The following is a 13284-nucleotide window of genomic DNA, read 5'->3' on the forward strand; positions in this document are numbered from 1 at the left end:
ATACCATAAAAAGACCCAGATTATGACTTTTCATAGGACCAGTTGACGTGATCGATGATATCCGGCTGGACAGTGAACAGCCGCTGCAACACCAGCTTTATCAACGACTGTCCGAGCGCATAATCGAACAGCGTTACCTGCCAGGGCGACAATTGCCTTCCAGTCGTCAGATGGCGCAGGATCTGGGTATCAGCCGAAACACGGTGAACGCCGTTTACGACCAGCTCAAAGCCGAGGGGTTTCTGCAAAGCCGCGCTGGCAAGGGTGTCTTTGTCCATGAAGACATCATGACAGCCGTGAATCCTGCCGGACCAGGGCGGGACAAACCCGTTAGCGGTGGCATGAAGCTGCCCCCACTGCCTGCTTTGCCTTGGCTAAAAACGAAGCGGGTGGAAGACGCCAGTTTACCGTTCCAGCCGGGCTTGCCGAATCTGGACGCGTTTCCTATTCGTAGTTGGAACCGGATCCTGCATCACCAGGAAAGCCGCCGGTCACTGAGGGGATATGACAGCATCCAGGGGTATCAGCCCCTCAGGCGGGCCATCGCTGCCTACCTGCGAACTTCCCGGGGTGTGCGCTGCGAAGAGCATCAGGTCATCATCACCAACGGCGCGCAGCAGGCGCTCTCGCTTCTTGCGGAGGTTTTCTTGAGGCCGGGCGACAACATCCTGTGTGAGAACCCCGGATACCGTGGCGCCCGGAATGCACTGGGCCGATTTGGCAACCCATTGATTCCTATCCCCCTGAAGAACGAGGTTCTGGATGTGGAAGCACTGCCTGGCCTTGCGCCTGCCCGACTCCTGTTCTGCACACCTACGCACCAGTACCCCATGGGCGGCATCCTCGATCTCTCCCAACGCATGGCGCTTGTTCAGTGGGCCGGGCAAAACGGGTGTTGGATCATCGAGGACGATTACGACAGCGAGTTTCACTTCTACAACAAGCCCTTTGCCGCCATTCAGGGCCTGTTCGAGAATGCTCCGGTGCTCTATATGGGCAGCTTCAGCAAAACGCTGCTGCCCGCATTTCGTGTGGGCTATCTTGTGGTCCCGGAGGCGGTTGTCGAGCCGGTGCTCTGGGCCAAACAGATCAGCGGTGGCGAGACGCCTCTTCTCACCCAGGCAACGATCGCCGAGTTCATCGAAATCGGTCAGTTCACCCGCCATCTGCGGCGCATGCGCCAGCTCTACCGGGAAAAGTGGCAACTGTTCCAGCAACAGGTCACGGCCAAACTCGGCGGGCTGGTTCAACCGGTGGCTGAAAGCGCCGGGATGCACCTGGTGCTTGAAGGGGAGTTTGACGATCTGGCACTCAGCCAATGGCTCAAAGCCAAGGGGTTTGGTAGCACACCACTCAGTGCCCACTTCCTTGGAGAACAGGTCAGAACCGGCCTGGTTATGGGCTTTGCCAGCGCCAATGAGCGCGAGATTGAAGAATGCGTGACCACATTACGGTCAGGACTGGAAGGCCACCGGCACAGACGCGGTAATCGCGTTTCTTGAGGCGTTGCCCTGTTTTGGTCCCGTATCGGTAACTTCATGCATGGGATTGTTGTTATACCTCTCGTGCACTCTGCACGCAAAAACGGCCACGGCCGGCTCGCTTTGCCGAGGAGAGCGCACGGTCGGCACGATCAAAAATTGATCTCTGGTCAGATTCGCGGTGATGAACGTTGGTAATGCCAAGCGAGACGCTGAACGTCTCGCTTGGCGATGTAGGGATGCCGCTTGCCTCGGTGATTATCCGTTTTGCGAGAACTTCGGTTTCCTTCGGCGTTATCCCGGATAGCACTATGGCAAACTCATCTCCGCCGAGTCGAAAGATGTGGTCGTTTCCTTTGCGAACCACTCGGGTCAATATGTCTGCCAGCTTTCTCAGCATTTCGTCGCCAGCAAGGTAGCCCTCACTATTGTTGATTGTCTTGAAATCGTCAACGTCGATCAGCACCAAAGAAGTATGTTCATCCTTTCGGCGAGAGGTCTTCAGAATCCGCTCGAGAATATTGTTGAAGTGCCGGACATTGCCGAGCCCGGTCAGCGAGTCAGTGTTTGCAAGCACTGAAATCTGCTGAACTCGTTTCTCGGAGTCCTCAAACCGCTTGACCGTATGTTTGAGCTGATCGCAGGTATCCAGCAAATGGAGGTTTACAAGGTGCATTTCCACCAGCGTCTCGATTTGCCGTGCAAAGCCCTCTAGTATTGCGATTTGCTTGCGGTCAAGGGTACGACTGCGGCGGTCGATAACGCACAGGCTCCCCAAATCAAGAGCTTCGCCCGCCATGTCCACCCTTATTGGTGTGCCTGCGTAGAACCGTATGTGAGGGTCGCCCACAACCAGAGGATTATCCGCAAAACGAGGATCCAACTGGGCATCCGGGATGACTATGGTCTGGTCCTGGTGGATAACGTGGCCACAGAAAGAAATATCACGCGGGGTCTCACGAAGGTTTAGTCCGTGAATGGATTTAAACCACTGTCGATGTTCATCGATCAGGGTAAAAGCGCAGATTGGTACTTCAAAGCACAGCCGGACCGTGTCTGTAAGCCAATCAAACTGACCTTCTCTTGAGCTGTCGAGAAGTTCAGTTGAGCTCAGAGTGCGCAATCGTAGTACTTCGTTTTCCGGAATACCAGGAGCCATCATGGCGCAACGCTCAAAAAGCTGTATTGACTTTTATAGTATTACAGTGCCTCAGGTTTGGCCAAGAAGAAAACCAAACAAGGAAAACCGGGCCAGATCTATTTTCCAAGCGTCTTCCTGGGTAAGGCCTGCTTTCGTCCTCATTGTGATCAACTGATCGATCAGGCTGAACTCATCCTGAAGGGCATCGTACTCTTTGCGAACCTTCGGATTTTCCAGTTGCTTCTGCTGAAATCCTCGACTGCAGGCGCCACTGGAGTCAAAGCGGATGCTGGTTATAATGGCTTACCTTTAACTGTTGCGGAGAGCCCTATGCCAATCGAAAAGAATCAAGTCGTCTTGTTTCACTACAGCGTCAGTGACGAACAAGGCAACGTCGTTGAAAGCTCCCGTGGCGGCGAGCCGAACGCCTATCTGCATGGCCAAGGCGGCATTATCCGAGGCCTGGAAGAAGCCCTGGAAGGTCGCGATGTTGGCGAAAGCTTCAGTGTCACCGTCACTCCGGATAAAGCCTATGGTTTGCGCAAGGCCGATGCCATGCAGCGCGTGCCGATCAAGCATTTGATTGGTGCCAAACGCTGGAAGCCAGGCATGATCGCTCAGGTGAAAACCGAGCAGGGCGCGCGCCATGTGGTCGTCGCCAAAGTCGGCCTCAAGTTTGCTGATGTCGACACCAACCATCCGATGGCCGGTAAAACCCTGACTTTCGATATCGAAATTATCGAAGTACGCACGGCCGATCCGGAAGAGATAGCGCACGGCCACGCGCATGGGCCGGGTGGGGATCATTGACGGTGAACGGGGTATCAATATTGCCCGTAGGCAGGCTTGCCTATTAACACCGAGTGCGAGCTTTTTCTTCTTGACTACGTGCAATAGAGAATGGGGCTTATGTTATCGCCTGCTTTTGTTCAGATCAGAGACGCGCTCGCTCAGGTGCCTTTTATGACGCAGACGAACAAGGCATTGCCGGACTGCCCATCCCATGTCTCCAAGGGTGAACTCGGCTTCCCGCTGCTTTGTGCCTGATAGTCGATGTCGGCACACATCAGATCGTAATAATCTGACAGGTCGGTGTAGAGCTTGGTGAACGGCTGCATGATGGCTCACTGCGCTGGTGTGTAACCGGATGACCGAAGCACATCTCGACCCAATATGGGGCTTAGTCCCGTCGCTTGATCTCTCTCCATTTGCCCTGATTATTCATAAAACCAGCTCATCAGAGATCGATCCATCATGACTGACATTCGACACCTCGTGTGTCCCTATTGCCACAAAGTGAATCGCGTACCTGCGGATAAGCTGTCGGCCAGCGGCAATTGTGGTGCCTGCCAACAGACGTTGTGACCGGATCAGATTCTGGCGCTGGGTGAACAGAGCTTTGCTGCCCATACGGGGCGCAGTGATGTGCCGGTACTGGCGGATTTCTTTTCAGAATGGCCGGGAAATCGCACGCCAGAGTGGTGCCATGAACCATGTGCATATCAGCCAGTGGCTGCAGTCAAAAGGTCTGTAGCTTTTCATTACTCGGCGCAGGTTGCAGATCATCACCGATCATGCCAACGTTGACTACAACAGCCGCGATCTTGCCATCCTGGTCAATAATCGGGTCACCGATCTCACCCCACACTATCGTTACAACTGGTTTTAAGCTCAGGCCCGATCACGTTACTCACCGCCGTGTCATTAGCCGGTGAAGATTCATCTAATCCTCATTTTGCTTGCCAGACTGGTCGCCCTTTTTCTGGTCAGTTTCTTCAGTTTCTTCAGTTTCCTCAGTTTCTCCAGCGGACCCCTCTTCATTGTATTTGGACTTGGTGGCTTTCTTGTCTTTTTCTGAATTCTGGGTTTCGGAATCAGCATCGGCGCCCATGCTCTGCTCTCCCACATCCCTCTCCTCGCTAGTGTCTTGGGCGGCGAGCAAAGCACTTGAACCCAATGTTATGGCCGGTGTGATCAATGCGTAAAACGCAAGTGAATGTAGTTTTTTCATAGAATTTTCCTGCGAATTGGGTTTGTCAGGCGGACAAAACGTCCTGTTTGTGCGCTTCATCATAGCGTTTCTCCATGGTGTTATGCTGATAAGGAGACTGAATCGCCACGAAATGTGGAATTCAGGATGAGCTCTTAATTTACGCTGAGGGAGTTGTGCTTATCAACTCAACATTAATGTCGTCGAACTCACGCCTCAGAAAAGATCCTGGATTTTACATGCAAGGGAGCTGACGGCCAGTCAAATCCCACGCCAAACAATTTTTTGCTATTCCGGGTATCATGGGGTTTGAAGTTGGTGAATAAGCCGACAGTTACCCTGGAGATTATTATGAGCAAGAAACCCGCAAAAGCTACATTAACTACTGCCACGATTGAGGAGCAGACTGCCGCTTTTTTAAAGTCCGGTGGGGCTGTTGAGTATGTGGGCAAGGGTAAAAGTGGACAATTCGCGTCGCCAGGTTCAAAGCAGACGAACCAGAAAGTTGGCTGACAGGTTTCCCTACCCGTCAATTCGCTGAATCGAGAGTTCATTCGTGGAACGCCTCCTTGATATCTTCAATCGAGGAATGCGCCTCAGTCGGTGATGGGCTCATGGCGAGGGTAGTGGTCACCTCCGGCGCAACCATCGCCGAGTCCAGCGACAGAATAACGTAACCCCCCACGGCTCCTGCGCCGAAGCCCGGAGCGAACACCAGCGACCGTTTGCTGATCGCGCCGTCGAAGACGGCGTCGGCCAGCGCGATCGGAATGCTCGCCGCAGAGGCGTTTCCGACCTCCGCGATGTTGAAGTAAATATCCTTGGCGTCGATTCCCTGGGGCTCGGCGATTTCGATGATCATATTCTTGTTGGCTTGGTGTGGGACGATTATGTCGATCTCAAGTCCGAGTTCGGAAAGCTCACCCATCATCTGGTTCAGGTAGCGCTTGACCAACGCCTTGACCTCGGGGCCGTATACCGTGATGTCGTTGTCGAAATCGTGATTCGGCCAGATAATGGAGTTCACCTGACTGGCGGGCCCGCTGGCATAGGTTTGCACCACATGAATGTCACGTTCACCATCGGATGGCGCGATCACCATGGCGGCGGCCCCGTCGCCAAAAATCATCCGCGACGGTCGGGCATTGCCGATCTTGTCCGAAAATTTCTCGGCCATAACGAGCAGGACCGGACGTTCGATCTCCCGTAGCAGTCGAACCGACTCGGCAACGCCATACGGAAATCCGGCGCACGCCGCGACGATGTCGGCCGAGCAATGGGTCTGAAGGATGCCCAACTGGCCTGAGAGCCAGGTGGCGGTCGAGGGAATCAGTCGGCTTGAGGTACAGGAACAGAACAGCACCGCACCGATCTCGTCGGCCCCGCGACCGGCATGCTTCATCGCTGCCCGCGCGGCCTCAAGGGCAATATTCTCCAATGGCTCCGCTGTATAACGGCGCCGTTCGATGCCGGTTTTGTCGGCGATTTCCTCCGCGCTCATCGGCGACCACGAGGATGGCGAGTTCCGGACCACATCTTCGTTTGAGCAGATGACCTCACCTTTGCGGATTGCCAGCGCCTCGATCTTCGGTTGGATGGGCGCATCGTCGCCGATCACCAACGGAGGATAGGGCCTCACGGGCTCGACGGCAGGATCTGGCGTCGGCGCCTGCTTCGCGCCGGTAGTACCATTCTTTTCGCGGTTGATGAACTCGAGTACGTGGCGGTTTTTCGGATAGAACAGCACGACGATGTCGTCATCCTGCATCTCGGCCAACGGCTTCAGAGTGGCCTGGCTCCGGTCCCAGGGCTGCTGGTTGTGCAGCACCATCGCCCAGCGCCGGAGCGCCTCGAGTTCGGCCTGCTCGTCTGAGACATCAAGGATGTCATCGACGCTGTAGCGCCGGTGGTCGGGGTTATAGTTACCGAGAGTAGTGGTCCTGGCATCGACAGTAGCGAGCGCCTCGGCAATCGTGGCCTTGATTGGCGGGAGCGACGCTGCCAGATAGAGCTTGTTTGAGAAGCAGTCGAAGAGTATGTCGAACAGTTCGTCCTCAGCCTTACTGTTCCACTTTGCCGGCAGCTGTGCGTAGGTCTGGCGGACAATTGCGGACTTGGCTTCCCGCCCCTCCCAGGGCTGCAGCAGAGGCACGAAGACATCGTCGCGGGTACGGGGGACATCGCGCCAGCGCGTCGGCTGTTTGTTGTACATCACCAGCGGGTAACGGTTCGCCCAGAAAAGGTGTAAACCCATGTCGCGCAACAGGTCATATCTCGTCGCGTAGCTTCCGGCAGCCGCTCGCTCGGCAATTTCGGTGCCGGTCGGAGCCTTCACTTCAAAGTCGCGCCGAATGATTGCCTTTAACTGGTCGAGATCAGTGATGATCGAGAAGTCGAGCTCGGTAAAGATGCTTGTGGGAAACACCAGTTTGCCATGTCTGTTCAGTCGAAACGGTTTCATAAGTGCTCCTTGCAGATTCTGCCTGCGTCTCTGCCAGCCTCGGGAAAAACCTTGCCCCGATAATTCGCCAGTTTCTCTGTGTTGTGTAGTAGGCAGTATAGTCGCTATTTTCCCTACGCCTTTTTCGGCCGTTTCTGGCTGGAATGGTTGAGCCGTTTATTGGGAAGAAAACCGGCGCCTGCCGAAGCGATCAGGGAAGAGACACGTCTTGGCATGCGGGTGTACTTTCTTAAGCCTGACATGATTGCCGGTGAGAGCCGGTATCAAGCTTGGAGAAATGGTGAGAAGGGCGCGCTGCTTGCTGGTGGTTTGAGCACGCTCAGAGAAATAAGTCGCGAGCTCGTCACCAGAACAAAAGCCAGAATTTATTTTTCACATCTTATACAGACGCAAGCTGCTGGCGGATGGCTGTCTCACTGGGTACAGACTCTTCCCGCACCATTACAATCAGTGCCTGCGCGTCGAAGAGGTGATCATGAGCTGGGTGGGTCACCACCTCTTCGTCTTCAGTGACATAAGCCATCAGTGTGCCCATACCAGCGGTCATCAGCCTGCAGGCCACATCGGCCCAGCGCGCCCCGGTCAGGGGCACCTGATAACGTACCGGGTGGTCGTCGTCATGGGTAAAGAGGTTTTCCAGAACCTTTTCCGAACCGCGGGCCACCAGGGCTCGCACCAGCATTTCCGGATAGGCCCGCACCGGCCGGAGGATATTGTTGGCACCCAAGCGCAGAGCCCGCTTGCGGTTTTCCTGGGCGACACATTCGACCACGGTCTGGGGCTTGCACTGCCCGCAGACTTCGCCTAGCAGCATCAACACGTCCAGGGTGATGCTGTCAGACACCCGGCTGTCTTCGTCCCGTGCCAGGATGATGATCGCTCGGGCCTCAGCCGGAGTCACCATTCTGAGAGCCTCGATATGGGACGACTCGCCATGGTGGTGCACCACGCCCTTCTCCCGCAGGCTGGCGGGCAACCCCTCAGGAAAGGCGTCGGTGAGGATCTGCACCGGTCGGTCACGGAACTGGTGGGTTTCCCGCAACTGGTCTACCAGTCGGTGGAAATAGACCGCCGGATTCCGCATCGGGCTATGGATGATCAACACGTGGTCTTTCATTTGCCACCTCCAGCGGCCTTGAATCATGTCTTCTTTACGCTTGAGCCGGTAGTCGATGAAATCACTGGCAAGGTTAGCCATCACGAAGATGCCTGCCAGGTACATCAACACCGTGGTAGCCGACCGCCCCATGGGCGTGGCCGCAGAAAAATCACCGTACCCGACCGTGGTGATGGTGGTGATCGTCAACCAGGCGGCGTCGGCCAGCGCCAGATCCTCGAATACCACCATCGCGACCACGTGCAGGCCGATCAGGATAAGGAGCCAGGCGAACCCGTGCCGCAGGCGTGAACTCATGTTGATGCGCAGGCGGCGGTTCAACTGCTCGCGCGAATGCCGTCTCAGGTTTTTGAAAATCAGCATGGCATACCGGGTCTGGTTGAATTTGGCTCAGATCACCCTGAGCGATCTGCTGATCGCGCCGTCGGGCACCGGAGTATAACCTCAACAGGGGGTTGTCGATAGGTTGCAGGCTCCGTTCATCCAGATCGGAGAATGCTACTGATACCATAGTGTAACGAGTAAAACCGAAGGGAGCAGTACCTTCAGTTGTGGGGGGAGCATTACAGTAAAACTGTGTCAAAAGATCTGGACAGACTTTCCGAAAAATTACGTGGTTTTCGCACCGGATCTCGTCAATACTGATCCAGGCGCGCAACGTTATCGGGCGGTCCCGGGCGAACCAGCTAGGAAGGCTGAATCTGTGATTCTCAATCAACCCAAGCACCGTCATTATGACGTTATCATTCTCGGTAGTGGTCCCGCCGGTATCACCACGGCGCTTGAGTTGTCCAAAAATCCTGCCCTTACAATCGCCGTCATCGAGAGTGGATTACTGGAGCCCCATCCAACCATTCAGACCTTGGCCAACGTCCAGTTACATGGCGATTTGCCAGACGATTACTTTCCCATGCACACGCAACGTTGCTTTGGTGGTACCTCGACCATCTGGGGCGGGTTTTGTGCGGTGCTCGAGAAGAGAGCCTTCATAGCTCAGGCGTGGCCTATTCCCTACGAGGAAATAAACCGTTGGTATCCAGCTGCCGCACGGATTATAGAGCTGCCCGATGATGCCCATCGCCAGCCGGTGGTGTCCATTGCAGGAACATCGGAGCTGGTTTACAAGCCATTCTATGTGAGCCCGCCGGTCCGGTTTAACAAAAAGTACCATTCCTTTTTCCAACACCATCCCCGCGTTGATCTGGTGCTTGGCTCCACCGGATTGCGCCTGATAACGGGGGGGCGCACTGTCACCGCTCTGGAACTGCGAGACTCGCAGGAGCCCCAGCTACCAGCCACATCCTTGTCGGCGGATACCTTTGTACTGGCCTGTGGTGGGGTGGGTAACCCGCGATTGCTGCAGATCTCTGATGTGGTCGGCCAAATGCCCGTCGGACAAGGCCTGATGGAGCATCCACATCTCTACGCAGTGGCGGAGATGTACCTGGACCGGGACCGGCTCCCGGTGGGCGCCGAAGAAGATCCACAGATCGTACACGCACTTCAGTTATCAGACAGCTACTGCATCGAGCAAGGGGTGCTGTCTTTCAGCGCTGATTTCAATCTGCAGCAGATGACCCCAACGGTGCTACTGGGCAAACGGCGCGAGATGCTCCATACCCCGGTCACCATTCGGGCCGAGATTGCCCCAGATTTCCGGAATTCCGTAGGCACGGGCGACCAGCGCAATTACCTTGGAGTTCCCACTCCACGAATTGATTTCCACTACCGCTACCGTGACCTGGCGCGTGAGAGCTGGGACCTGTTCGGCAAGGCACTACTGCGCTCGGGGTTGGGACGCCCCTCTATCCTGCAACCCGAATTCAGGTTGCATGATGGTGGACACCTGATGGGCACAACACGAATGGGGCTGACGGCTGCCGATTCCGTGGTGGACAGCAACTGCCGCGTGCACACCACCGATAACCTTTACGTGGCCGGGTCGTCGGTCTTTCCAGCCGGCGGTGCCTCCAACCCCACCTTTACCATTGTGGCAATGGCGTTGCGCTTGGGCGCACACCTTGCCAGCACTTTAAAAGGTAATGCTCATGGATAGACGTACCTTACTGGCCAGTCTCAGCGCTGCGGCGATATGGCTCAGCATCAGCAGTTGCGCGCGGCTGTTGCCTGACGGGCGTCTCGCTGAAAGCGGTGACCTGGGCGCTCGCTCGACGTCACTCACTGATCAACTTGCAGAGCTCGCAGACCCGATTTTTCGTGATTACTCGGAAGGCAGGTCTGTGGAGACGCTGCAGGCAGAGATGATGTACAAAGGAGTCATCTCAACACGCCACGGAATTAACCATCAAAAGGTGAATAGCCTGGCGCGTCATGAGCCGCTCATTCGCTATAAAGGCTTTTACTACACGCAGACCGAAATCGAGTTGTACGCGCTGGCATACCTGTACAAAGACCGGGTTTCTCTCTAGACCTGATTATCGAATATTCACCCGCCCACGAGACAGTGGAAGCGTATGATAGCCGATACAAAAGTTAACATTAGCGTCACCCGGGTGCCTTGGTCTCCGTTTTGTTCCACCAAGGCCACCGGTACGCTCCCCTTTGGAGGTCAGACGATGATGCGTCCGCTGAGGACCCTTGATCAGTACCTCGACCGCCTCACCCGCGCCAAGAGATTGGCTGTAGCGGTATGCGTGGTGCCGGTAGTTGGAGGACTGGATTACCTTACAGGCTACGAAGTGGCGATGTCCCTGTTCTACCTCGGTCCAGTCACAATAGCAGCCTGGTATTGCGGACGCCTCGCGGGGTCTTCGGTCGCCGTCCTCTCTTGCATGAGCTGGTTCATCGCCGACTTAGGTGCGGGCCAGCCGTACTCGCATCCGGCAATTCCTTTTTGGAATTCGCTCATCCGATTTGGGTTTTTTTATATCACCGGCTTGCTGGTGACCGAGCTCCGCACAAGTCTTCGACTCCGGGAGCGTCTCGCGCGAACGGATGGCCTCACCGGGCTATACGTTCGGCGGGAATTCGATAGTAGGCTCAAACATGATCTGGCCATGGCACAGCGTTCTGAGAGCGCAATCACGCTAGCGTACGTAGATGTGGACGACTTCAAAGCTGTGAACGACGCTCACGGTCATGCTGGCGGAGATCTGGTGCTACGAACCATTGGTCGAGTTTTGAGAAGTTCAGTACGCGAGGTTGACACTGCAGCGCGGGTTGGGGGCGATGAGTTCGCACTGATTCTGCCCGATACTGACGGCTTTGGAGCACAGCAAGTTATTTCGAAGCTCACACGGGAGCTTCACGAGGCACTCGAAGCGAATAATTTTGGCGTCACCTGTAGCATCGGTGTTGTCACAATTCTGGATTCGGATACGGCACCAGAGCAAGCGGTCGCAGCTGCCGATGAATTGATGTACCAGGTCAAACTCAAAGGCAAGAGTGCAGTCGCGTTCAGGGCAATCAGCTCAACCGACGCTCAAAGCATGCTCTGATTTCACATTCCTGATCCAGAACTTTCAGCTATAGGAGCGGTATTTCGGCTGCGAGAACGCTGTTGGGATGTCGGGACGTCCGGGCTCCGCCTCACGCTTCTGAAGCGTCTATCGAGCGATACCAATCCGCGTAGGGCGTGTTCTCGATTTTATGCTGGGTATAGTCTCGTGCTCCATCTGACCACCATACTGGGCCGCGTTCCCCGAGGGCTCGTTTGGCTTCGTCTACCTTAGCGCGGGCGTCTCGTTCCTGATTTTCGTTGTCTGATTTCTGTGCCTGATGAACGGCTCGGCGGGCCGCCATCAGATGCTTTACCTGTTCACGGTAAACCGGTTCGGACAGGTCTGGGTTGGCACTGCGCCACAGGCGCCCTTTGACTACCAGATATCGACCATCCGGTGTTTTCAGCGGTTGAGAACGGCTAGACCCCATCCCCTTTAACCTCCGATCCTTTCAGATGCGCCTGAAGCTCCTCTTCAGCCGCACCGCTGTTAATCACGTGGGGCAGCCAAAACCAGCGTCCAGTAAGGTGTGCCGCTAGCGTCCCGCTCGATACCTACGCCGAACTCTGTGTAATCCGCGGACATGATGTTGGTGCAGTGTCCCGGGCTGTCGAGCCAGGCGGCGACCACGGTGGTGGCGTTCTTCTGGCCAGCGGCTACGTTCTCGCCCCAGGCGGATGCTTCATAGCCTGCGGCATCGAGGCGGTCAGCGAGGACTGCTCCTTCGCTTCCCTCATGGCTCAACCGGCCCATGTTCGTCATGTCTTCGCTGTGGGCTTGCGCCGCAGCGCTCAGGCCAGCGTTCCAAGTGAGCGGTGAGCCCTCGGCGTAAGTGTCGGCGCCGCACTGCCGGGCCTGGCCTCTAGCCTCAGCCAATAGCGTTTCCCAGGTGTCGACAAATGGGGCTCCCTTGGTGGTGTCACCTGAAACCATCGCCGGGGCTCCGCTGAAGCCGATCAGTCCCACCAAGGCGATTTTCGCGAGGCGCCTCCTCACTGCGAACCGGAGAGTGTCGTTGGACCATTGCATGCGTTTCAACATATTAACTACCGGCCAATGATTAAAGATCCCGTACCCCGGCCAAGGCGGGGATCACAATATGCTACCTGTTGGGCTCACATTCTTTCCGAAACCTGGGGCGGTTCAGGATAGATTTATTCTCGAACGCCAACTGCGAAAAATCATATCTGTTCTGGATTCGCGGATTTACTTTTATCCGTATGCACATGGGTAACCTAAAGCCATTGCATAAAATTACCGGCTTTCATCAAATGTGTGAAGCGAAACCCAGCAGTTTTCAATGAGATTGGTTAAGAGTTATTAATGTTTGAGGGCATTTTAATCTTGCCGGATGGGCCGCTTAGCTGTGCTTGGATACGTGTGTCTGTTCTCGGTCTTATGCCGTAATGATATAAAAAAGATGTCGCTATAAACGTCATGAGATTTGAGAAACTCTGGTTATATGTAAAAAAATAATAGCAATAATAAACAGGTAGCTACAGTTTTTTTCTGATAATCCACTTAAGGTTCGATAGCGAATTCGTACTGACGGCCACGCTTGTTTGAACCTGTAAGCTCTACTTACTCCATCGATTTTGGTCCCAAAGCCAGATGGCTGGAATATTACAAATAT

The 13284-nt window shown here is 55.2% G+C and carries 14 protein-coding genes and 1 pseudogene; 7 read left to right on the plus strand and 8 right to left on the minus strand.

The window, feature by feature from the left end:
* Positions 1–47 precede the first annotated feature (47 nt).
* Positions 48–1502: a PLP-dependent aminotransferase family protein gene (locus WEB64_RS01055; RefSeq protein ID WP_368062232.1), complete on the plus strand. Its 1455-nt coding sequence runs from the start codon at positions 48–50 to the stop codon at positions 1500–1502.
* Positions 1503–1554: 52 nt separating this feature from the next.
* Here WEB64_RS01055 and WEB64_RS01060 read toward each other — a convergent pair whose 3' ends face one another.
* Positions 1555–2643, minus strand: coding sequence for a diguanylate cyclase (locus WEB64_RS01060; protein WP_368062231.1), 1089 nt, complete (start codon positions 2641–2643; stop codon positions 1555–1557).
* 54 nt (positions 2644–2697) lie between these two features.
* Between WEB64_RS01060 and WEB64_RS01065 the strand changes: the two genes are divergently transcribed.
* Complete coding sequence (locus tag WEB64_RS01065) at positions 2698–3432, plus strand: peptidylprolyl isomerase (RefSeq protein WP_368062230.1); 735 nt, start codon at positions 2698–2700, stop codon at positions 3430–3432.
* A 224-nt stretch (positions 3433–3656) separates the two neighbouring features.
* On the opposite strand, the pseudogene WEB64_RS01070 reads toward WEB64_RS01065, so the two are convergent.
* A pseudogene (locus WEB64_RS01070) lies at positions 3657–3740 on the minus strand (SAM-dependent methyltransferase); the annotation flags it as partial.
* A gap of 136 nt (positions 3741–3876) precedes the next feature.
* On the opposite strand from WEB64_RS01070, the gene WEB64_RS01075 reads away from it, so the two are divergent.
* A complete protein-coding gene (locus tag WEB64_RS01075; protein ID WP_368062229.1) occupies positions 3877–3987 on the plus strand; it encodes a hypothetical protein in 111 nt (36 codons plus the stop codon).
* Between the two features lie 154 nt (positions 3988–4141).
* Here WEB64_RS01075 and WEB64_RS01080 read toward each other — a convergent pair whose 3' ends face one another.
* Positions 4142–4270 carry a hypothetical protein gene (locus WEB64_RS01080; protein WP_368062228.1) on the minus strand — a complete coding sequence of 43 codons (129 nt, stop codon included), beginning with the start codon at positions 4268–4270 and terminating at the stop codon, positions 4142–4144.
* 75 nt (positions 4271–4345) lie between these two features.
* Positions 4346–4633 carry a hypothetical protein gene (locus tag WEB64_RS01085; protein ID WP_368062227.1) on the minus strand — a complete coding sequence of 96 codons (288 nt, stop codon included), beginning with the start codon at positions 4631–4633 and terminating at the stop codon, positions 4346–4348.
* Positions 4634–4963: 330 nt separating this feature from the next.
* Between WEB64_RS01085 and WEB64_RS01090 the strand changes: the two genes are divergently transcribed.
* On the plus strand, positions 4964–5125 hold the full coding sequence (locus WEB64_RS01090) for a hypothetical protein (RefSeq protein ID WP_368062226.1): 162 nt from the start codon (positions 4964–4966) through the stop codon (positions 5123–5125).
* Between the two features lie 37 nt (positions 5126–5162).
* Here the strand turns inward: WEB64_RS01090 and WEB64_RS01095 are convergent, their stop codons facing one another.
* Together WEB64_RS01095 and WEB64_RS01100 are read right to left on the minus strand one after the other, a co-directional pair.
* Positions 5163–7073 carry a 3-oxoacyl-[acyl-carrier-protein] synthase III C-terminal domain-containing protein gene (locus tag WEB64_RS01095; protein WP_368062225.1) on the minus strand — a complete coding sequence of 637 codons (1911 nt, stop codon included), beginning with the start codon at positions 7071–7073 and terminating at the stop codon, positions 5163–5165.
* Between the two features lie 379 nt (positions 7074–7452).
* Complete coding sequence (locus tag WEB64_RS01100; RefSeq protein ID WP_368062224.1) at positions 7453–8553, minus strand: ion channel; 1101 nt, start codon at positions 8551–8553, stop codon at positions 7453–7455.
* Positions 8554–8893: 340 nt separating this feature from the next.
* Between WEB64_RS01100 and WEB64_RS01105 the strand changes: the two genes are divergently transcribed.
* The 3 genes from WEB64_RS01105 (at position 8894) to WEB64_RS01115 (ending at position 11648) form a co-directional block, all read left to right on the plus strand.
* Positions 8894–10246 carry a GMC oxidoreductase gene (locus WEB64_RS01105; protein ID WP_368062223.1) on the plus strand — a complete coding sequence of 451 codons (1353 nt, stop codon included), beginning with the start codon at positions 8894–8896 and terminating at the stop codon, positions 10244–10246.
* Entirely contained in the window at positions 10239–10619 is a 381-nt protein-coding gene (locus WEB64_RS01110; protein ID WP_368062222.1) for a hypothetical protein, read from the plus strand. The genes WEB64_RS01105 and WEB64_RS01110 overlap by 8 nt, the downstream gene beginning before the upstream one ends.
* 147 nt (positions 10620–10766) lie before the next feature.
* Entirely contained in the window at positions 10767–11648 is an 882-nt protein-coding gene (locus tag WEB64_RS01115) for a GGDEF domain-containing protein (protein WP_368062221.1), read from the plus strand.
* Positions 11649–11739: 91 nt separating this feature from the next.
* On the opposite strand, the gene WEB64_RS01120 is transcribed toward WEB64_RS01115, so the two are convergent.
* Positions 11740–12081 (minus strand): hypothetical protein, encoded by a 342-nt coding sequence (locus tag WEB64_RS01120; RefSeq protein ID WP_368062220.1) that lies wholly within the window; start codon positions 12079–12081, stop codon positions 11740–11742.
* 59 nt (positions 12082–12140) lie between these two features.
* Positions 12141–12692, minus strand: coding sequence for a CAP domain-containing protein (locus tag WEB64_RS01125; RefSeq protein ID WP_368062219.1), 552 nt, complete (start codon positions 12690–12692; stop codon positions 12141–12143).
* Between the last annotated feature and the right edge of the window lie 592 nt (positions 12693–13284).

Source organism: Marinobacter sp. (genome assembly GCF_040882185.1).
GTDB lineage: Bacteria > Pseudomonadota > Gammaproteobacteria > Pseudomonadales > Oleiphilaceae > Marinobacter.